The sequence below is a fragment of the Streptomyces sp. NPDC019531 genome, assembly GCF_044903305.1.
Lineage (GTDB): Bacteria > Actinomycetota > Actinomycetes > Streptomycetales > Streptomycetaceae > Streptomyces.
On sequence record NZ_JBJDQL010000005.1, the window covers coordinates 238,901 to 259,064 of the forward strand.

Here is a 20,164-nt window from a genome sequence, read left to right on the forward strand (position 1 = left end):
ATACAGACGCACGACCCCCGGATGCTCATCGCTCGCGGGCTCACAGGCGCAGCGGCAGCCCGAACGCGGGGAAGAGATGCGGCTCGAAGGAGGTGATCTCCGCTATGCGGTCACCGTCCTCCTCGAACCGCAGGACGTCCATCACCTGGGCGCGGTAGACGCTGGTCCCGGGCCTGCGGACGTAGTTGCCCACCGCGAGCTGCCCGTTGGCACGGGCGGGCAGGCTGCGCCAGTGGCCGAGGAAGGCCGGGGATTCGGGATCGAGGCTGACCCGTACGAAGTCGACGAGCGCGTCCCGGCCGACGAACCAGAACGGGTTCGGCGGCATGGTCAGCACGACGTCCTCGGCGAGCAGCGCGGCCATCGCGTCGAGGTCGAGACGCTCCACGGCGGCCATGTACCGCTCCAGCACGGCCTGTTGCTGCTCCGTGGGCGCTGCGGCCCGCCAGTCGGCCCGCTCCCGGGGCAGGTGTTCACGCAGGACCGGTCTGGCCCGCTGAAGTGCACTGTTGACCGAGGCCACGCTCGTCTCCAGGGCCGCGGCGGTCTCGGCGGCGGTCAGTCCGAGGGCGTCCCGCAGGACGAAGGCGGCCCGCTGTCGGGCGGGCAGATGCTGGATGGCGGCCAGCAGGACGAGCTCCAGGGTCTCCCGGGAGACGGCGGCCGTCTCCGGCGACTCGTCGTCGGCCACGGGCAGTTCGTCATCCGGATAGGGCTGCAACCAGGTGATACGGGCGGGCGGCTCCCCCTCCCCGTGCCGCATCCCCGGCACCGGCTCGTACCGCTGCGGGCGGCGCGCGGTGCGTCGCAGCTGATCCAGACAGGCGTTGGTGGCGATCCGGTACAGCCAGGTCCGAGCACTGGCCCGGCCCTGGAACCCGTCCCGCGCCCGCCAGGCCCGCAGGAAGGTCTCCTGTACGAGGTCCTCGGCCTCGTCGTAGGAGCCGGTCATGCGGTAGCAGTGCACCTGGATCTCACGGCGGTACTGCTCGGTGAGGGCGGCGAAGTCGATCTCGGCGAGTTCCGTTACAGGGGCTGCTGTTACGGAATCCCCGGCGTCCTGGGCTGTGTCGCGTGCCGTACCGGCCACCCTCTTCAACTGTGCGACGGATGCCGACAGTTCGGTGACGGTCGAATAGAGGACGTCGGGGGGCTGCGGCGCCAGCCGTCCCGCCTACCGCCCGATGTCCTCGATGAGCCCCTGCACGGTCAACCCCTGAGGCTGCCGCCGTTCCCGGTAGGCCTTCTGCCGGCAGGCGGCGGAGCAGTACACGGAGCCACGGCCCGTGCGTCCGGCCCGCGCGGCGAGCGGCTTGCCTCACACCGGGCAGACGTCTGCGGCCACGTGCGCCTCCGGGAGTTGCGTAACGCGGAATCGGGGTGACGTTACACCGCCCTTGACAGGTCCCGCAGCGCCTCCGGAGTCCGCTTCCTCTCGGCGGAACCGAACGACCGGCCGACGGTGGGCGTCCGCGCCCCCAGCTGCCCCGCCAGCGTCGCCCCGAACGCCACCGCCATACCCGCCAGTTGCACCGGTGTCAGGCTCTGACCGAGCGCCGCCCAGCCGACGACCGCGGCGGTCAGCGGGGACAGCGGGCCGAGGAAGGTGACCTGGGTGGCGGTGAGGCGGCCGATGCCGCGGAACCAGAGCCAGTACGCGATCGCCGTGTTGGCGAGCGCGAGGTAGAGGCAGCCACCGGCCGCACGGCCGTCGAGTGCGGGCGGGGCACCCTCGACCAGGAGCGCGAGGGGCGCGATGAGCAGGCCGCCGGCGGTGAGCTGCCAGGCGGTGAGCGCAAGGGGCCCCACGCCGTCGGGACGGCCCCAGCGCTTGGTCAGCACGGTCCCGGCGGACATGGAGACGGCGGAGGCGAGGGCCGCCACGACGCCGACGACGTCGAGGGCCCCGGCCGCCTTGAGCACGACCAGGCTGACGCCGAACGCTGCGACGAGACCGGTGAGCACGCTCCGGGCCGTGGGCCGCTGGCCCAGCAGCACCGCCGACAGTCCCACGACGATCAGCGGTCCGACCGAGCCGACGACCGCGGCCATCCCGCCCGGCAGCCGGTACGCGGACAGGAACAGCAGCGGGAAGAAGGCCCCGATGTTCAGCGCCCCGAGCACCGCCGCCTTCCCCCACCACACTCCCCGGGGCAGCACCCGGGCGAGCGCGAGCAGCACCAGCCCGGCGGGCAGGGCACGCATCATGCCGGTGAACAGGGGCCGGTCGGCCGGGAGGAACTCGGTGGTGACGGCGTAGGTGGTGCCCCAGGAGACGGGGGCGAGGGCAGTGAGGAGGATGGTGGCCGGTCGGTTCATGACTTCCCCTCGCGATTGGCTTGGCAGGAAGTAGCTTACCCCTAAGCTACTTTTTCGCAAGCCACTTTCTTGCGGGTGACCCTGGACCCACGGATACTCGGCACATGAGTGCACAGCGCAGGGACGCCGTCGACGCGATCATCGACCAGTGGGCGGCCGTGCGGCCCGACCTCGACACAAGGGCCATGGAGGTCTTCGGGCGGATCCACCGCCTCTCCCGCGCCATGGGCGACCGCGCGGAGAAGGCATACGCCCCCTACGGCATCTCCCGTGGCGAGTTCGACGTCCTCGCCACCCTGCGCCGGGCCGGCGAGCCCTACACCCTCTCGCCGCGCCAGCTCTCGTCGACGCTGATGCTCACCACCGGCGGCATGACGGGCCGCCTCGACAAACTGGAACGCGCCGCCCTCCTGCGCCGCTCCCCCGACCCCCACGACCGCCGTGGCCTCCAAGTGACCCTGACGGAGAAGGGGTTGGGCGTCATCGACGAGGCGGTGGGAGCCGGCCTCGCGGTACAGACGGCGGCCCTGTCCACCCTCGACGAACAACAGGCCGGCCAACTGGCCGACCTGTTGCGGGAGTTGCTTGCGGGCGCGCCGGGTTCAGAGCACCACTAAGACTGCGACCACAGGCTCTGACCTGCCCGAACACGGGCTTGTGCAACACCCTTCAGCCACCCACATGGGCGGCCAGCGCCGCCTCGGCCGCCGTCGGGTTCGTCTCGTCGGCCGCCCACGCCACATACCCGTCGGGCCGCACCAGCAGCGTCGTACGGCGTCCGCTCGCCCAGCGCTCCACGGTGAGCCGGTCCTTGCGGGTGCCCTGGCCGTCGTGGTCCTCGGGGGCGATCAGGACGAAGCGGCCGCCGCGGAGGGCCTCGTAGAGGCGGCCGCCGTCGGCGAGGGTCACGTCCGGGACGCGGGTGCCGGTCAGGGGGTGGGAGCCGCGGGGGGCGGTGTACTTGTAGCCGATGCCGGTGACCTGGCCGAGCATGCGACGACGGGCGGGGGTCACATGGTCGAGGACCGTGGTGAGCGTCGCCCGCAGGGCCAGTTCCCAGGGGCGCTTGGCCATCGCCAGGCGGACGATGCCGCCGCTGCTGCGCAGGACCGCCCTGCCCACGGGGTGGCGTTCCGACTGATAGGTGTCGAGAAGCGCGGGAGCCGCGTGGCCGTTCACCACCTGGGCCAGCTTCCAGCCGAGGTTCGCCGCGTCCTGGAGGCCGGTGTTCATGCCCTGCCCGCCGGCCGGGGTGTGGACGTGAGCGGCGTCGCCGGCCAGGAAGACGCGCCCCACCCGGTAGGCGGGAGCCTGGCGCTCGTCGCTGTGGAAGCGGGACATCCAGCGGGCGTCGTACATCCCGAAGTCACGGCCCAGCGCGAGACGGGTGACCTCCTTGATCTCGTCGAGGCCGAGGGGCTCGCTGTCGGGGACGTCGCGGGCGCGGTTCCAGGCGATCACGCGGTGGTAGCCGTCGCCGAAGGGCGCGACGAAGGCGAAGGCGTCGCCCACGGTGTTGACGGTGAGCAGGGTCTCGGGCTGCTCGGCGAGGCGGACGTCCGCGAGGACGACGGAGCGGATGACCGAGCGGCCGGGGAACGGCAGGCCGATCGCGTCGCGTACGGCGCTGCGCATGCCGTCGGCGCCCACGACGTACCCGGCGCGGAGGGACTCCGTGGTCCCGTCGGGGCCCCGGACCTCCAGCGTCACGCCGTCCTCGTCCTGGGACAGGCCCGTCACCTCGGTCTCGTACCGGAAGTCGACGCCCGCCTGCACCGCCCGTCGCTCCAGGGCCTTCTCGACCTCGTACTGCGGGAGGACCAGGAGGTGGTTGAAGCGGGAGGGGAGGTCGCCGAGGTCGATGGTCAGGCGGCCGAACAGACGCAGCTTGTCGAGACGCTGCCCGACCTCCTCCAGGCCGTCGGCGAGGGCGCGGGCGTCGAGCTGCTCAAGGGTGCGGGCGTGCAGCACGAAGGCGCGGGAGAGGTTGCTGATCCGGTGCGGGCGCTTCTCGACGAGGGTGACGGGGACACCGGCGGTGGCCAGGTCACTGGCCAGGAGAAGGCCGGTGGGGCCGGAGCCGACGACGATCACGGGGGTGCCGTTCATGGTGGCCTCCTGTTGCCAACGCTTGCTTGCCTACGACCGTTGCCTACGGGCGTTTACCTACGACTGTTTGCCAACGCTTGTTGACGAAGGTAGCGGCGGCCGCAGCATGGCGTCAACACTTGTTGGCCTACAAATGTTGGCCTACGCTTGTTGGCATGAACGAGACCCCCCGGCGCCGCTCCGACGCCACCCGCGACGCGATCCTCACCGCGGCCCGAGAGCGCTTCGCCGCAGACGGCTACGAGCGGGCCACCATCCGCGCCATCGCCAAGGACGCGAGCATCGACCCGTCCATGGTGATGCGCTACTACGGCAACAAGGAGGGCCTGTTCGCGGCGGCCGTCTCCGTCGACCTGAGGCTGCCGGAGCCCGGCTCACTGCCACGGGAGGACATCGGCCGGGCGCTGGTGACGCACTTCCTCGGAATGTGGGAGGAGAACGAGGTGCTCACCGCGCTGCTGCGGGTCGGCGCGACCAACCGGGCGGGGGCCGAGCGCATGCAGGGCATCTTCCGGGAACAGGTGATGCCGGTCGCCCTGCGGGTGTGTCCGGATCCGGAACAGGCCCCGGCGCGGGCCGCGCTGGCCGCCACGCAGTTGCTGGGGCTGGCGCTGACCCGGTACGTCCTGCGGTTCCCGCCGACCGTGGCACTCCCGCGCGAGGAGATCGTGGCGTGGCTGGCGCCCACGTTGCAGCGGTATCTCACGGCGCCGAGTCCCTGAGCGGGCACAGCGGAGCATGCCCGGACATGCCGAAGGCGCCGGCCTCGCCCCCGTACGACTGACCTGACGTGCGTACGGGTGGCGGGGTCGGCGCCCCGGCGAAGTGCGGTCAGGCCTTGGAGGCGGCCCTGGGCTTGCTCTTGGGCGAGAGCACACGGTGCTCCGCCTTGGACTTGTCCAGGACCATCACCAGACCGGCGATGACCCCGAACAGCACGAGCGGGGCCACGACGAAGAGGCCCAGCGTCTCGATGACGCTCAGACCCGTGCCGGGGTCGTCGCCGTCGTCGCGGGTCAGCGCCGAGGCGGGGACCGACATGAGCAGCATCATCAGCGTCGTACCGGCAGCCAGGGCGCCGGCGCGCAGGGCGTTCTTCTTGTCCACGGGGCCAAAGTATCCAACGCCGCTCGGGGGCGCGCGCCCGGGGTGCCGTATGAGGTGCCGTATGAGGTGCCGGGGGCATGTCAGCTGACGGCAACCTCGACCCACCCAGGGGCGCGGGGCTGTATCAACATGCGGCTCCGCCGCGCGGGCGCGACCAGCCCACCACGGCCCGCAGCCGAACGCCTACGACTGCCGAAGCACCTCCACCAACGCATGCAACCGAGGCGACGACGCCAGATCCTCCAGCGTCACCACCCGCCCCTCCCCGTCCGCGATCGGCAGCCGCCAGTTCGGGTACTGGTCCCACGTCCCCGGCAGATTCTGCGGCCGACGGTCCCCCACCGTGTCCGGAAGCCAGATCCCCACCATCCGGGACGGCGTGTGCAGCAGAAACCGGTGCACGGCCTGGATCTGGGCCTCCTCCGAGGAGGGGTCGGCACCGCCCCCCGTGCCGTGCAGCAGCCCGAGGCGGGCCAGCAGCTCCAGCCACTCCCCCGTGTCCGCCGACGCCTCCGCCCGCTCCTCGTCCAGCGGCCGGGTCAACAGGCCCAGGCTGTCCCGGAGTTCGACGTGTTCCCCGGTGAGGCGAGAAGCCGTGGGCGGCAGATCATGCGTCGTCGCCGTCGCCAGACAGTCCGCGCGCCACCGCTCGGGCGGCAAGGGACGCCCGTCCCCCTCCCAGTCCCGCTCGAACCACAGCACCGACGTCCCCAGCACCCCGCGCTCACGCAACACCTCGCGCACCCCGGGCTCGACGGTCCCCAAGTCCTCCCCGATCACCACCGCCCCGGCCCGCGAGGCCTCCAGGACGAGGACCGCGAGCATGGCCTCGGCGTCGTAGCGGACATAGGTGCCCTCCGTCGGCGGGTGTCCCTGGGGGACCCACCACAGCCGGAACAGCCCCATGACGTGGTCGATGCGCAGCGCACCGGCGTACCGGAAAAGCGCCCTCAACAGCTGCCGGTACGGGGCGTACCCCGACTCCGCCAGCCGGTCCGGGCGCCACGGCGGCAGCCCCCAGTCCTGGCCGCGCGCGTTGAAGGCGTCCGGCGGCGCTCCTACGGACATCCCGGCCGCGTAGTACGCCTGCTGGGCCCACGCGTCCGCGCCCTCGGGATGCACGCCCACCGCGAGGTCGTGGACGACGCCCACCGGCATCCCCGCCTCCCGCGCGGCCCGCTGGGCGGCGGTGAGCTGGCTCTCGGTGAGCCAGGCGAGGCGGGAGAAGAAGTCGACGCGGTCCATCAACTCACCGCGCGCACGCGCCGTTTCGGGCGAGCCCGGGTCACTGAGGCCGGCCGGCCAGCCGCGCCAGTCCGAGCCGTGCGCCTCGGCCAGCGCACACCAGGTCGCGTGGTCCTCCAGCGCCTCGCCGCCCTCGGCGAGATAGTCGGCGTAGGCGGCACGGCGACCGGGCCCGAGGGGCACCTCGGCGACGAGCTCCAGGGCCTCCCGTTTCAGCTCCCACACCGCGTCCCGGTCGATCAACGCGCCCTTCTCCAGTACCGATTCACGCAACCGCTCGGCCCGTTCGCGCAGGGCCCGCAGCCGGTCGGGGTCGGCGACATGGGCGTACTCGGGGATGTCCTCGATCCGTAGGTGCACCGGGTCGGGGAAGCGCCGCGAGGAGGGCCGGTAGGGGGACGGGTCGGTGGGGGCGCCGGGCACGGCCGCGTGCAGCGGGTTGACCTGGACGAAGCCGGCGCCGAGGGCACGCCCCGCCCAGGAGGTCAGTTCGGCGAGGTCGCCGAGGTCGCCCATGCCCCAGGAGCGGTGGGAGAGAAGGGAGTAGAGCTGGACGAGGAGTCCGTACGACCGTCGGGGCGGGGCCGGCAGCCGGGGCGGGGCCACGATCAAGTGGGCCTCGGCGCTCCGGCCGTCGGGGGCTGTGGCGGTCAACCGGTGTACACCGGGCGGGAGTTGGTCGGCGGCGGCGCGCGTCTCGCCCTGTTCGGTCGCGATGCGCAGCCGGGTGCCCTCGGGCAGGTCGGCCACGAAGCCGGGCGGGCTGCCGCTCCAGCACACCACGGTCGGCGGCAGCAGGCGCTCGCTCAGCTCGCGCTCCCGGGCCGCGAGCGCGGCGGCGGGGTCGCCGGCGTCGACGCCGAGGGCGGCCAGGGCCAGTGTGACGGCGGTGGCGGAGGCGGCGACCGTACGGTCCGGAGCGGGCCGGTAGGAGGTGGCGACGCCGTACGACTCGGCGAGCCGGGACAGCTCCGGACCGGGGGGCTCCGCCATCTAGGGCTCCAGGTGGGCGTCGGACTCGCTGGTGAGGGGGGCGGCGTCGGCGAGGGGCGGTTCGCTGGTGAGGGGTTCGGCGTCGGGATGCGGCGGTTCGCTGGTGAGGGGGGTCTCGGTGCAGGCGCCTTCGGCGCTGAAGACACAGAAGTGTTCAGCGGGCGCCTCGGGTTTGGACAGGGCCGAGAGCAGAAGCTGAGCCGATGCGGCCACGGGGGCCTCCTTGTCGAGTACGACGACGGGATTACCGCAGCCCTACCCAGAGGACGCGACGGCAGACGTACAGGAGAGGAGAACGTGCTTTTCGTCATGTTCCGTGCCTCGGTCGCCGCCGTCCACCGAACGTCCGCCGGTCATCTACCTCTGATCACTATTCACTCAGTACATGTATGTGATGCATACTCATCGCCATGAGCACCCGCCACATCCTGTTGGGGCTGCTCGCCGGTGGGCCGAGCCATGGCTACGACCTCAAGCGACGCCACGACGACCGCTTCCCGCAGGCCCGCCCGCTGGCCTACGGGCAGGTCTACACGACCCTGCAACGCCTGGTGCGGGACGGTCTCGCGGAGATCGACGGCACCGACTCGGACGGCGGTCCGGAGCGCACGAAGTACCGCTCGACCGACGAGGGGACACGTGAACTGGCCGAGTGGGCCGGGCAGATCGCCCCGCCCGCGCCCTTCGTGACGAACGAGATCTTCGCCAAGGTCGTCGTCTCGATCCTGTCCGGCGGCGACCCGGACGCGTATCTCCGGGCGCAGCGCGCCGCCCACATGGAGCGGATGCGGGAACTCACGGCGGTCAAGACCGCCCGGGGGGCCGACCTCGCGACCGTGCTCTCGGCGGACTACGCCCTCAACCACCTCGATGCCGACCTCCGCTGGATAACCACCACGGCGGCCCGGCTCACCACCCTGACCGCGGAGGTCGACCCGGCATGAACACAGAGGGGGGAATCCCGGTGCCGCTTCTTACGGCCCGTGACCTCGTCAAGTCGTACGGCAGGACGGAGGCCCTGCGCGGTGCCTCGGTCGGTCTTGACGCCGGCGAGATCCTCGCCGTCACCGGTACCAGCGGCAGCGGGAAGTCGACGCTGCTGCACTGTCTGGCCGGGATCGTACGCCCGGACAGCGGTTCGGTGTCCTACGGCGGTGAGCGCCTCGACCGGCTGCCCGAGAAGCGGCTGAGCGAGCTGCGCCGTACGGAGTTCGGTGTGGTCTTCCAGTTCGGGCAGCTGATCCCGGAGCTGACGGCGCTCGACAACGTGGCGCTGCCGCTGCTGCTCGCGGGCGCCTCCCGGACGGACGCCCACACCCGGGCCGGTGAGTGGCTGGAGCGGTTCGGAGTGCGCGGCCAGGCCGGCCTCAGGCCCGGCGAGATGAGCGGCGGCCAGGCCCAACGCACCGCGCTGGCCCGCGCTCTGATCACCGGCCCGAAGATCGTCTTCGCGGACGAACCGACGGGCGCGCTGGACTCCCTGGCGAGCGAGCAGGTCATGACGGCCCTGGTCCACACGGCCCGCGAGTCCGGCACGGCGGTCCTGCTGATCACGCACGACGCCCAGGTGGCGGCGTACGCGGACCGCGAGGTCCGGATGAGCGACGGGGCCGTGGCCGCGACGGGGGTGACGGCGTGAACAGCGACGTCCTGGGCGGGCCGGGGGTGGCGAACTACGCCGTACCGGCCCTGCCGCTCACTCCGACCCCACTGGAGGTGGCCGCATGACCGCCGACCTCACGACACGGCCCAGCGGCACCCTGCGCGCCGATCTCCGTATGGCCTGGCTGCTCACCCGTGGTTCCGACCGGCGGGAGTGGTGGCGGGTCGCGCTGACGGCGGTCGGGGCGGCGCTCGCGAGCGGGTTCGCGCTGGCCGCCGTCACGCTCGCCTCGCTCGACGGGCGGTACGACGTCCCCGTGGGCGCGGGCATCCTCGACGAGCCCGGCACCCGCTCCGGCGTGATCGTCACTCTGCTGCTTCTGCTGATCCCCGTCCTCGGCTTCCTCGGTCAGTGCGCCCGTATCGGAGCCGTGCACCGCGACCGCCGTCTGGCCGCGCTGCGGCTGGCCGGCGCCTCGCCCGCCCAGGTACGGCGGATCTCCGCGCTGGAGACGGGGCCGGCCTGTCTGCTCGGCTCGGCGCTCGCGACGGTCGGCGCCGTCGTGGTGCTGCTGGGCCTGTGGCAGAGCCCGACCGCTCTCGCCTGGGCCGGGGTCGCGGTGGTCGGCCTTGGCGTGCCGGTACTGGGCGCAGCGGCCGGGGCGCTGGCGCTGCGCCGCGTGGTGACCTCACCCCTCGGCTGGGTACGGCGGACACGGCCGCGCTCGGGGCGGGGGCCCGGACTGCTGTTCGCGGCGGGCCTGCTGGTGGTGGCCGGGGTGGCGATGGCCGCCGACGGAGGCACGTCCCGCGGACTGTCGTACACGCGGGGCCCGCTGACCGTCGCCGGGGCGCTGCTCGTGGTCGGCGCGGGCGTGGTGGTGCTGACGGGGGCAGCGGCGGGGCTGCTGGGCCGGAGGCTGGCGGCCCGGGCCCGGTCGGCGGCGGTGCTGATCGCGGCGGAACGGCTGCGCGAGGATCCGTGGGCGGCGGCCCGTACACATGCCGCGGTGCTGCTGGTGACGGTCGTCGGCACGGGCTACCTGGGCATCCGCCGGGCGCTGCTCGCCGATCTCGACAGCAGGGGCCCTGATCATCTCGCCGCGAGCATGTCGTACTACGAGGCGGGCCTGGACCTGACCGCCGCCGCGATCCTCGTCGCCCTCGCGATCACCCTGTGCGCGCTCGCCGTCGGCACGGTGGAGTCGCTGGCCGCCCGGCGCCGAGGCCTGGCCGCGCAGACCGCCGCCGGGGTACCGCGGTCGGTGCTCGGCCGGGCGCTGCTCCTGGAGACCGCCCTGCCGCTCGCGCCCGCGCTGCTGCTGGGCGGTGCCGGGGGCATGGCGATCGGCGTCCGCTACGCCGGTCTCGCCGGCGACGGCGGCCCGGGGACGCCGTACGCCGCCCTCCTGGTGCCCCTCGCGGTGTACGCGGCCTGTCTCCTGGCGGCCGCCACCTCACTGCCCCTGCTGCGCCGCTCGCTCCGACCGGCGGAGCTCAGGTACACATGACCGGATGATCTTCCGGTCCCGGAGGTACGGGGGGCCTCCGGGGCCGGAGCCGGCCGTGTGCGGCTACACAAAGGCCCGGATCGTCGTCAGGCTGAGATGCCGTCGATCCGGGCCATGGCGTCTTCCGCGCCGTACGGCTGCAAGTAGGGCAGCCAACGCGGGTCCCTATGCCCGGTGCCGATGATGCGCCAGGCCAGACCGGTGGGTGGAGCGGGTTTGTGGCGCAGCCGCCAGCCGATTTCGAACAGGTGCCGGTCGGCCTTCACATGGTTGCAGCGGCGGCAGGACGCCACCACGTTGTCCCAGACGTGCTTGCCCCCGCGGCTGCGCGGAATGACATGGTCGACGCTGGTTGCGACGCCACCGCAGTACATGCACCGGCCCCCGTCGCGGGCGAAGAGCGCCCTGCGGGTGAGAGGAACGGGCCCCCGATAGGGAACCCGGACGAATCGCTTGAGCCGGACCACGCTGGGTGCGGGGACTGTGACGGTTGCGCTGTGCAGATAGGCGCCGGATTCCTCCAGGGAGACCGCCTTGTTCTCCAGAACGAGGATGAGCGCGCGGCGAAGCGGTACGACGCCGAGAGGCTCGTACGACGCGTTGAGTACCAGGACATGCGGCACGGATGCCTCCTTGGGCGTCGGCGGCGCGTGGCTCGCGCCGGGACGATCTGAGGTCAGTCTCCCCTCTTGGCCGGGAGAAACGCCACCATGTCCCGGTAACGGGCTGGGAGTGTTTTCGACCACACCCACCTGCATTCCCAGGTGAGTAGCGTCTCTCCCCCGAACATTGCAACGATCCACACACGATGCACCGTTAGTGTGGTGAGCCTGCCCTACCGGTGACCTTTTCGTGACCTTGACCGCTTGGCCGGGAGGCAGACGCAGCACCTGGAGGTACCTGCCGTGTCCTTGTCCGCCGTACTGCTGGCCGCGAGTCCGTCGCCGTCGCCGTCCCCCTCGGGCACCTCGACGCCGGTCGTGCCGAGTCTCCAGGACGCCCAGGAGAGCGCGACGAACGCCGCCGGCTGGGTCGAGCAGAACTGGTCGACGTGGCTGGCGATCAGTCTCAGGGTCCTGCTGATCCTGGTGATCGCCGGGGTGCTGAGAATGGTCGTGCGGCGGGCCATCACCAAGCTGATCGACCGGATGAACCGCACCGCCCAGGCGGTCGACGGCACCGCGATCGGCGGTCTGCTGGTCAACAACGAGCGGCGCCGTCAGCGCTCGCAGGCGATCGGCTCGGTGCTGCGCTCGGTGGCGAGCTTCATCATCATGGGCACCGCCGCCCTGATGATCCTCGGCGCCTTCGAGATCAACCTGGCCCCGCTGCTGGCGTCGGCCGGTGTCGCGGGTGTGGCCATCGGTTTCGGCGCCCGGAACCTCGTCACGGACTTCCTCTCCGGTGTCTTCATGATCCTGGAGGACCAGTACGGCGTCGGCGACAGCATCGACGCGGGCGTGGCCTCCGGCGAGGTCATCGAGGTCGGACTGCGCGTGACCAAGCTGCGCGGCGACAACGGCGAGATCTGGTACGTCCGCAACGGCGAGGTCAAGCGCATCGGCAACCTCTCCCAGGGCTGGGCGACGGCCGGTGTGGACGTGACCGTGCGGGCCTCCGAGGATCTCGACAGGGTGAAGCGGGTGCTGGGCGAGGTCGCCGAGAAGATGACCAAGGAGGAGCCCTGGAACGAGCTCCTCTGGAGCCCGATCGAGGTCCTCGGCCTGGACAGCGTCCTGCTGGACTCCATGGTCGTACGTGTCTCCGCCAAGACGATGCCCGGCAAGTCCCTCACGGTCGAGCGCGAACTGCGCTGGCGCATCAAGCACGCCTTCGACGTGGCGGACATCCGCATCGTCGGCGGCACAACAGTCCTCACGGCCGAGGAGGCCGGCGACCCGACCGCGGCGGTGGAGGCCCCGTCGGTCTTCGCCAACTCCGAGTCCGCCCAGTCGGCGGCGGCGTCCCCGATCGCCTCGACCCCGGCACAGCGGCCTGCGGCGAGGTAGGGCACGGAAGGCGGAGAAAGACCGCTTGTTCACACGACCGGCCACAACCCGCCTTCACGTTGCCACGTCTGTGCGTGCTTCCTGCGGTGACGCCCCCTCTGGCCCCATGACCAGGCCGGGCACCTTGGGAAGGGCAGCGCGGACAGCTTCGGTCACACAGGACATATCGACGCCGAGGCGGACGAGCCTGGGAAGAAGGTCGTCCAGGGGGAGGCCGGCGAAGCGGACAATGCGAAGGAAGTCATGGACCGGGTGCTCCAGGGCCAGGGGGAGGTATATGCCGTCGTCGCCCTGCTCATGTTCTTCGAGACACAGGCGGCGGTCGATCACGTCCAACTCGTCCGGAGGAACCGGTCGAGAAGGGCCACCCCCGTCTGGTCCGCCACCACCGCATCAGCGGGCCGCCCCGGGGCCGGCAGGCCCAGCCTGTGCATGCGTGACAGGACTTCCGTACGGCACTCCACAGGCCGTGGCCACGGAGAGAGCGTGCCCAGGGTGGGTCATGTCGTGGGCGTAGTCTTCCGGGTGGATCCAGTACCCGTGGTTCCACGTCCCGGAGACCGTGGAACGCAGCAGAACGTCCGAAGGCCGCGCGGCAAGCACCGCCTCCACCTGGGACAGTTCTGGAACGACCTCGGTAAGCGCGGACAGTTCGACGTTGGGCCTGTGCGCGAGAAGTCGCCACAGCGGTGTGACGTCGTCAGGGGGCTGCTGATCCGACCTGCCGGAGTCTCACCGCTTCTCGCGCTGTGCTCCGAAATCCCCGAATCCGCCCGATAGACGCGCATCGGCAACCTCCCCCAGAGCTGGGGCTCGCCGAACAGCGCTCCCCGGTCGGCGGCGCGGAGATCAGCGGAACGGGTTCGGCACGCTCGTTCGAGTGAACAGGTGGGGCATTCCGGCGCGGAGGGCACTCAGGGTGCCCCATCGTTCTGCCGGGGCACCCGGCGCGGGCTTAGCCTGGCATCAACGTGACGAGGAGAACCAGCGATGAGCGCCGAACCGATCTTGGAGCCGGTGATGACGCAGGTGGACCCCATCGATCTGTTGATCGCGATCGAAGAGGCATATCCCATGCCGATTCGACCCGAGTACGTCGAGGGGATGGCCATCGTGCCGCCGCAACCGAGCGACATCCACAACGACGGCGCCGGCGAGCTGTTCTACCAATTCCGCGCCGCCGGAATCCGCCTCGTGGGCTTCGGAAACGGTTACCGTGCCGCTCACAAGGACGGCAGGACCATGGCGCTGATCGTCCCGGACTTCTACGTCCGCCGCCGCAGGCCGACCGAACTCGACGAGTCGTACCGCAAGGCTCACAAGGGCTGGTATCCCATCGACATGATCGCACTCGTGGGCGAGGTCACCTCCACCAACCACGAGACGGACACCGGCCCCAAGTTCCGCACCTACGCCGCCGCCGGCATCCCCGCCTACGTCCTCGTCGACCGCCACAGCGGGACAGCCCACTGTTACGCGGACCCGGTCGTGCCCGGCGATGACCCGACCGAGGCGTACTACGCCACCGACACCAAGGTGGATCTCGGTGAGCCCCTCCCTCTTCCCGAGCCGTACCCCACGCTCGACACGGCCCCCTTCCTGGAGAGCTGAGCCCGGACGGGGCGAAACTCTCACTGTCTTCACATGAACACCCCATTTCCCCCGCAAGCATGATCGCTTAGGGTCACCCCACAACGGGCCCTGTTCTGGAGCGCAACGCCCAGGGGCCCGTTTCGAATGTGGGGAAACACATGAGGAAGCTCGCCATAGGCGCCGCCGTGTCCGGCGCCCTGGCCCTGGCCGGTCTGGTCGCGCCCGCCGCCTCGGCGGCCGACACTCCGGACCTGGTCTTCTCCGGCGTCACCGTGAACAAGGGGAAGGCGATCGTCGCGGGGACGACGGCCACGGTGAAGGTTCCGGTCACCTACACGCTGACCCGGCCGACCGACCTGACGATCGACTACAAGACGACCTTCGCGGGCGTCATGCTCTACCGCGGCACGCTCAAGTCGCTCCAGAACACGATCGAGCCGGACACCACGCCCGCGTGCACCACCACCGCGACGACGGACACCATGGTGACCGAGGCCTGCACGGAGACGCTGGCCCTCGATCCCGCGGACTACCTGTTCGAGGCGGCGGACGCCACCACCTGGAAGGCGGCCGGCATGTACAGCCGCGTGGACCAGGACGCCGACGACTCCGACGGCCACATCAGCTTCGGCTTCAACTACGACGTGTGGGGCCCCCTCGGCAGCGGCGTCCAGATCAAGCGCGCCGCCAGGCTCACCGTCAACGCGTCGCCCGAGCCGGTGAAGAAGGGCAAGACCATCACGGTCACCGGAAAGCTGACCCGGGCCAACTGGGAGACCGGCGGGTACTCGGGTTACACCTCCCAGAAGGCAACTCTTCAGTTCCGCGCCAAGGGCTCGAACACCTACAGCACGGTCAAGACGGTGACCTCCGGCACCGGCGGCGCGCTCAAGACGACGACCAAGGCGTCCAAGGACGGCTACTACCGCTATGTCTTCGCGGGCACGTCCACGACCGGCACCGCGACGGCCGCCGGCGACTACATAGACGTTCAGTAGCCCCACTCGCACCACCCTCACCGCCCCCGCAGGTAACGACTCCGTTTCCTGCGGGGGCGGTTTGTTCTCTCCCCCTTGACTCCCTGGTGGTCCAGACCTATGTTCCCTGCATCCAACAGGAAACTTTCCTAACAGTCACCTTCCGTAAAGTCTCACCTTCGGAAGCAGTCCTGGGAGAGGGGCACCCATGGCAGGCACACCGCGCACACTCCGCGCCATGAACGACCGTGCCGCGCTCGACCTCCTGCTGGAGCACGGCCCCCTCTCCCGCACCCGGATCGGCAAGCTCACCGGCCTCTCCAAGCCGACCGCGTCCCAGCTCCTGGCCCGCCTGGAGGCGTCCGGGCTCGTCCTGGCCACCGGCACCAGCGAGGGCAGGCCGGGGCCCAACGCCCAGTTGTACGAGGTCGACCCGACCGCCGCGTACGCTGCCGGGCTCGACGTCACCCCCGAGCGCATCCTCGCCGCCGTCGCCGACATCACCGGCCGCACGGTGGGCTCGTACGAACTCCCGACACCCGGAAGGCGGCCCACCCAGCCCGTCGTCCGGCAGGTCACCGACGCCCTCGACGGCGCCGTGAAGGCGGCGGGACTCGCCCGCGGCGACGTCCACCGACTCGTCATCGGCACCCCGGGCGCCTTCGACCCGGGCACCGGCCGGCTGCGCTACGCCTCCCACCTCCCCGGCTGGCACACCCCGGCCCTCCTCGACGAACTCGCCGCCGCCCTGCCGATGCCGGTGGAGTACGAGAACGACGTCAACCTCGTCGCCGTGGCCGAACAGCGGCTCGGAGCGGCCCGGGGTCACGAGGACTTCGTCCTGCTGTGGAACGAGGGCGGTCTCGGTGCCGCCCTGGTCCTCGGCGGACGGCTGCACCGCGGCTGGACCGGCGGTGCGGGGGAGGTAGGTTTCCTGCCGGTTCCCGGAGCGCCTCTGGTGCGACAGGTGACCAAAGCCAACAGTGGCGGCTATCAGGAGCTCGCGGGCTCCCAGGCCGTCCCCCGTCTCGCCCGCGAGCTCGGCATGTCGGACATCCCCTCGGGGCCGTACGCCGAGGTCGCTGCCGCCCTGGTCGAGCGCGCCGCCGCCGAGGACACCGTCCTGCACCGACTGCTCCTGGAGACCTACGCCACCCGTCTGGCCACCGGTCTCGCCTCCCTCGTCTCCGTCCTCGACCCCGAACTCGTCGTGCTCAGCGGTGCCTCGCTGACCGCCGGCGGCGACACCCTGCGCGCCCTCGTCCAAGCCGAGCTGGAGGAACTGGCAGCCTCCCGGCCCCGGCTGGTCGTCGGCGACGTCCGTGAACACCCCGTGCTGCGCGGCGCACTGGAGAGCGCGCTGGCGGCCACCCGCGACGAGGTCTTCGACACCTCTCGCTGACCCCCTCACTCCCCCACACCCTCACCTCACCGCCCGTCCCTGGGAGATCCCGTCATGCGCACAGCCATACCCTCGCCTGCCCGAAAAGCGGCCTTTGCCCTGACCGTGTCCGCCGTGCTCGTCACCACCGCCTGTACCGGTCAGGCCTCCTCCGGCGCCGACGACGACGCGTCGAAGGAGACGACCATCAACTTCTGGCACGCCTGGAGCGCGGACTCCGAGGTGGCCGGAGTGAAGGCGCTGGTCGCCGGCTTCGAGAAGGCGCACCCCAACATCCACGTCAACGTCGTCGGCAACATGACGGACGACAAGATCAACCAGGCGCTGCGCACGGGCGGCGACAAGGCCCCGGACGTCATCTCCTCGTTCACCACGAACAACGTGGGCAAGTTCTGCTCCTCGGGCGCGCTGGTCGACCTGAACCCCTTCTTCAAGAAGTCGGGGATCGACCCGGACAAGACCTTCCCGGCCGCGATGAACCAGTACACGCAGTTCGACGGCGACCGCTGTGCCGCGCCGCTCCTCGGCGACGCGTACGGGCTCTACTACAACAAGACGGCGTTCGAGAAGGCCGGCATCACCTCGCCGCCCAAGACGTGGTCCGAGTTCGAGGCCGACGCCAAGAAGCTGACGATCACCCAGGGCGACACCTACAAGCAGCTCGGTTTCATGCCGAACTACCACGGCTGGGAGACCACGACCGAGCACTACATGGGCCAGTTCTCACCCACCTACTTCGACAAGTCGGGCAAGTCCACGGTCGCCTCCGACCCGGCCGTCTCCGCCGCCTTCACCCTCCAGAAGAAGCTCGTCGACGAACTCGGCGGCTACCAGAAGCTGGAGAAGTACCGCGCCGGGCTCGGCGACGAGTGGGGCGCCAAGCACCCCTTCCAGACCGGCCAGGTGGCCATGCAGCTCGACGGTGAGTGGCGCCTCGGCATGGCCGTGGACGCCAAGCCCGGCTTCGACATCGGCGTCGCCCCGCTGCCCGTCCCCGACGACCAGGCCGACCAGTACGGCAAGGGCTACATCACCGGCACCATCGCCGGCATCGCCGCCAACAGCACCAAGCAGAACGCGGCCTGGGAGTTCCTGAAGTACATCACCACGGACACGGACGCGGTGGTCGGCTTCTCCAACGCCATCCACAACGTCCCCTCGACGCTCGCGGCCCTGAAGTCCCCGAAGCTGAAGTACGACCCGCGCTTCAAGACCTTCCTCGACATCGCCGCGAACCCGAACTCGACGACCGCCCCGTCCTCGATCAACGGCGGTGTGTACCTCACGACGATCCAGGAGCTCGGCTACGGCTACGAGAGCGGCAAGGTCACCGACCTGAAGAAGGGCCTCGCCGCCGCGGCCAAGCAGATCGACACGGACATCGCGCAGGCGAAGTGACGATGAGCACCCTCACTCTGGCGTCGAAGCGCCGCCGGTCCGGCCTCGCTGCGAAGCAGCGGAAACAGGCACTGCGTACGGCCGCCTTCATGTCGCCCTGGCTGATCGGCTTCACGGTCTTCTTCGCCTATCCGCTGCTCTCGACGGTCTACTTCTCGTTCATGCACTACGACGGCTTCAAGCCGCCGACCTGGAGCGGGACGAAGAACTGGACCTACGTCTTCGAGCACTACCCCTTCTTCTGGCCGGCCCTGCGCAACACCCTGTGGCTGGTCGTGGTGATGGTGTCGCTGCGGGTCGTCTTCGGACTCGGGGTCGGTCTGCTCATCACGAAGATCAAGACGGGGACGGGCGTGTTCCGGACCCTGTTCTACCTGCCGTACCTGGCCCCACCCGTCGCGGCCACCATGGCCTTCGCGTTCCTCCTCAACCCCGGTACGGGACCGGTAAACTCGATCCTTGAGAAGGTCGGCATCCCGGCGCCGGGCTGGTTCAACGACCCCACCTGGTCCAAGCCGGCCCTCACCCTGCTCGCCCTGTGGGGCATCGGCGACCTGATGGTCATCTTCATGGCCGCGCTGCTCGACGTGCCCCAGGAGCAGTACGAAGCCGCCGAGTTGGACGGGGCTTCGGCGTGGCAGCGGTTCCGGTTCGTCACCCTTCCCAACATCTCGCCGATCGTGATGTTCGCCGTGGTCACCGGCGTGATCCAGACGATGCAGTACTACACACAGCCACTCATCGCCGGAAAGGTCGCCTCGGGTGTGATCCAGGGCGCGGGCACCCAGTTCGAGCCCGGCTACCCGGACAAGTCCACGCTGACCCTCCCCCAGCTCGTCTACAACCTCGGCTTCCAGCGCTTCGACTACGGCTCCGCGTGTGTCGTCGCCCTCGTCCTCTTCGCCCTGTCGATGGTGTTCACCGCGTTCCTGATGCGGCGCCGGGGCGGTCTCATCCAGGCAGGTGACTGACCATGACCCAAGTACTGGACCGGCCGGTGGAGTCGAAGGCCCCTGCCTCGCCCGCCGAACGCACCGCCCGCCGCAAGGCACTCCTCGAATGGGTCGCGATCCACTCCCTGGGGATCGCCGCCGCCCTGTTCTTCACGCTGCCCTTCGTGTTCGTGTTCCTGACCTCGCTGATGAGCGACACCCAGGCCCTCAGCCGGGATCTGATCCCGCACACCTGGGAGTGGGGCAACTACAAGCGGGTCTTCGACACCCCGGGCTTTCTGACCTGGTGGCGCAACACGCTGGTCTACGCGGGACTGGGAACAGTCCTTACAGTCGTGTCGTCGATCCCGGTCGCCTACGCGCTCGCCAAGTTCCGCTTCCGGGGCCGCAATCTCTCCCTGATGCTGGTGATCTCGATGATGATGCTGCCGCCGCAGGTCGTCATCATCCCGATGTACCTGTTCTGGGCGAAGCAGCTCGACCTGTCCGGCACACTGTGGCCGCTGATCATCCCGATGGCGTTCGGGGACGCCTTCTCGATCTTCCTGCTCAGGCAGTTCCTGATGACGATCCCCAACGAGTACGTGGACGCGGCGAAGGTCGACGGCTGCGGCGATCTGCGCACCCTGCTGAAGGTCGTCGTCCCCATGGCCAGGCCCGGGATCGCGGCCGTCGCGCTCTTCCAGTTCTTCTACGCCTGGAACGACTACTTCGGCCCGCAGATCTACGCCTCGGAGAACCAGAACGCCTGGACGCTGAGCTACGGCCTGGAGTCCTTCAAGGGCATGCACCACACCGACTGGAACCTCACCATGGCCGCGACCGTACTGGTCATGGCCCCCGTGATCGTCGTGTTCTTCTTCGCGCAGAAGGCGTTCGTCGAGGGCGTCACGCTGACCGGAGTGAAGGGTTAAGCAGGCATGCCGCATCTCCCCGGGGGACAACC

General features: G+C 70.4%; 20 protein-coding genes, 1 tRNA gene and 1 pseudogene. 13 read left to right on the forward strand and 9 right to left on the reverse strand.

The features are described 5' to 3' along the window. Positions 1–40 precede the first annotated feature (40 nt). Positions 41–1,090, reverse strand: coding sequence for an RNA polymerase subunit sigma-70 (locus ACI2L1_RS09020; RefSeq protein WP_404738636.1), 1,050 nt, complete (start codon positions 1,088–1,090; stop codon positions 41–43). Between the two features lie 296 nt (positions 1,091–1,386). Next, positions 1,387–2,319: an EamA family transporter gene (locus ACI2L1_RS09025; protein ID WP_404738637.1), complete on the reverse strand. Its 933-nt coding sequence runs from the start codon at positions 2,317–2,319 to the stop codon at positions 1,387–1,389. A 104-nt stretch (positions 2,320–2,423) separates the two neighbouring features. Between ACI2L1_RS09025 and ACI2L1_RS09030 the strand changes: the two genes are divergently transcribed. Then, on the forward strand, positions 2,424–2,936 hold the full coding sequence (locus tag ACI2L1_RS09030) for a MarR family winged helix-turn-helix transcriptional regulator (RefSeq protein ID WP_404738638.1): 513 nt from the start codon (positions 2,424–2,426) through the stop codon (positions 2,934–2,936). Positions 2,937–2,988: 52 nt separating this feature from the next. On the opposite strand, the gene ACI2L1_RS09035 is transcribed toward ACI2L1_RS09030, so the two are convergent. Beyond that, a complete protein-coding gene (locus ACI2L1_RS09035; protein ID WP_404738639.1) occupies positions 2,989–4,428 on the reverse strand; it encodes an FAD-dependent monooxygenase in 1,440 nt (479 codons plus the stop codon). Between the two features lie 155 nt (positions 4,429–4,583). On the opposite strand from ACI2L1_RS09035, the gene ACI2L1_RS09040 reads away from it, so the two are divergent. Then, a complete protein-coding gene (locus tag ACI2L1_RS09040; RefSeq protein WP_404738640.1) occupies positions 4,584–5,150 on the forward strand; it encodes a TetR family transcriptional regulator in 567 nt (188 codons plus the stop codon). A gap of 109 nt (positions 5,151–5,259) precedes the next feature. On the opposite strand, the gene ACI2L1_RS09045 is transcribed toward ACI2L1_RS09040, so the two are convergent. The 3 genes from ACI2L1_RS09045 to ACI2L1_RS09055 all read right to left on the reverse strand — a co-directional run bounded on the left by ACI2L1_RS09045 (position 5,260) and on the right by ACI2L1_RS09055 (position 7,986). Beyond that, entirely contained in the window at positions 5,260–5,535 is a 276-nt protein-coding gene (locus tag ACI2L1_RS09045) for a hypothetical protein (RefSeq protein ID WP_404738641.1), read from the reverse strand. Between the two features lie 183 nt (positions 5,536–5,718). Beyond that, positions 5,719–7,773 (reverse strand): 4-alpha-glucanotransferase, encoded by a 2,055-nt coding sequence (malQ, locus tag ACI2L1_RS09050; RefSeq protein WP_404738642.1) that lies wholly within the window; start codon positions 7,771–7,773, stop codon positions 5,719–5,721. Next, a complete protein-coding gene (locus ACI2L1_RS09055) occupies positions 7,774–7,986 on the reverse strand; it encodes a hypothetical protein (RefSeq protein WP_404738643.1) in 213 nt (70 codons plus the stop codon). It abuts the gene before it with no gap. Positions 7,987–8,183: 197 nt separating this feature from the next. On the opposite strand from ACI2L1_RS09055, the gene ACI2L1_RS09060 reads away from it, so the two are divergent. The 3 genes from ACI2L1_RS09060 (at position 8,184) to ACI2L1_RS09070 (ending at position 10,886) form a co-directional block, all read left to right on the forward strand. Beyond that, positions 8,184–8,717, forward strand: a complete 534-nt coding sequence (locus tag ACI2L1_RS09060; protein ID WP_404738644.1) for a PadR family transcriptional regulator — start codon at positions 8,184–8,186, stop codon at positions 8,715–8,717. Then, positions 8,714–9,412 (forward strand): ABC transporter ATP-binding protein, encoded by a 699-nt coding sequence (locus tag ACI2L1_RS09065; protein ID WP_404738645.1) that lies wholly within the window; start codon positions 8,714–8,716, stop codon positions 9,410–9,412. The genes ACI2L1_RS09060 and ACI2L1_RS09065 overlap by 4 nt, the downstream gene beginning before the upstream one ends. 85 nt (positions 9,413–9,497) lie before the next feature. Beyond that, positions 9,498–10,886 carry an ABC transporter permease gene (locus tag ACI2L1_RS09070; protein ID WP_404738646.1) on the forward strand — a complete coding sequence of 463 codons (1,389 nt, stop codon included), beginning with the start codon at positions 9,498–9,500 and terminating at the stop codon, positions 10,884–10,886. An 86-nt stretch (positions 10,887–10,972) separates the two neighbouring features. Here the strand turns inward: ACI2L1_RS09070 and ACI2L1_RS09075 are convergent, their stop codons facing one another. Then, a complete protein-coding gene (locus ACI2L1_RS09075) occupies positions 10,973–11,509 on the reverse strand; it encodes an HNH endonuclease (protein ID WP_404738647.1) in 537 nt (178 codons plus the stop codon). A 282-nt stretch (positions 11,510–11,791) separates the two neighbouring features. Here ACI2L1_RS09075 and ACI2L1_RS09080 point away from each other — a divergent pair, with 282 nt between their 5' ends. Further along, positions 11,792–12,895, forward strand: coding sequence for a mechanosensitive ion channel family protein (locus ACI2L1_RS09080; protein WP_404738648.1), 1,104 nt, complete (start codon positions 11,792–11,794; stop codon positions 12,893–12,895). Positions 12,896–12,949: 54 nt separating this feature from the next. Here the strand turns inward: ACI2L1_RS09080 and ACI2L1_RS09085 are convergent, their stop codons facing one another. After that, complete coding sequence (locus ACI2L1_RS09085) at positions 12,950–13,225, reverse strand: hypothetical protein (protein ID WP_404738649.1); 276 nt, start codon at positions 13,223–13,225, stop codon at positions 12,950–12,952. Positions 13,226–13,885: 660 nt separating this feature from the next. Between ACI2L1_RS09085 and ACI2L1_RS09090 the strand changes: the two genes are divergently transcribed. The 3 genes and pseudogenes from ACI2L1_RS09090 to ACI2L1_RS09100 form a co-directional block, all read left to right on the forward strand. Further along, on the forward strand, positions 13,886–14,506 hold the full coding sequence (locus ACI2L1_RS09090) for a Uma2 family endonuclease (protein ID WP_404738650.1): 621 nt from the start codon (positions 13,886–13,888) through the stop codon (positions 14,504–14,506). Positions 14,507–14,646: 140 nt separating this feature from the next. After that, complete coding sequence (locus ACI2L1_RS09095) at positions 14,647–15,486, forward strand: hypothetical protein (protein ID WP_404738651.1); 840 nt, start codon at positions 14,647–14,649, stop codon at positions 15,484–15,486. A 217-nt stretch (positions 15,487–15,703) separates the two neighbouring features. After that, a pseudogene (locus ACI2L1_RS09100) lies at positions 15,704–15,826 on the forward strand (MarR family transcriptional regulator); the annotation flags it as partial. Between the two features lie 238 nt (positions 15,827–16,064). On the opposite strand, the gene ACI2L1_RS09105 reads toward ACI2L1_RS09100, so the two are convergent. After that, a tRNA-Leu gene (locus ACI2L1_RS09105) sits at positions 16,065–16,162 on the reverse strand. A gap of 57 nt (positions 16,163–16,219) precedes the next feature. Between ACI2L1_RS09105 and ACI2L1_RS09110 the strand changes: the two genes are divergently transcribed. Genes ACI2L1_RS09110 through ACI2L1_RS09125 form a run of 4 tightly spaced genes read left to right on the forward strand, consistent with a single transcriptional unit; the run spans position 16,220 to position 20,132 of the window. Further along, on the forward strand, positions 16,220–16,867 hold the full coding sequence (locus ACI2L1_RS09110) for an ROK family protein (RefSeq protein ID WP_404738721.1): 648 nt from the start codon (positions 16,220–16,222) through the stop codon (positions 16,865–16,867). A 54-nt stretch (positions 16,868–16,921) separates the two neighbouring features. Continuing rightward, positions 16,922–18,265: an ABC transporter substrate-binding protein gene (locus tag ACI2L1_RS09115; protein ID WP_404738652.1), complete on the forward strand. Its 1,344-nt coding sequence runs from the start codon at positions 16,922–16,924 to the stop codon at positions 18,263–18,265. Between the two features lie 2 nt (positions 18,266–18,267). Beyond that, a complete protein-coding gene (locus tag ACI2L1_RS09120; RefSeq protein ID WP_404738653.1) occupies positions 18,268–19,236 on the forward strand; it encodes a carbohydrate ABC transporter permease in 969 nt (322 codons plus the stop codon). Positions 19,237–19,238: 2 nt separating this feature from the next. Beyond that, on the forward strand, positions 19,239–20,132 hold the full coding sequence (locus ACI2L1_RS09125) for a carbohydrate ABC transporter permease (RefSeq protein WP_404738654.1): 894 nt from the start codon (positions 19,239–19,241) through the stop codon (positions 20,130–20,132). Positions 20,133–20,164: the final 32 nt, after the last annotated feature.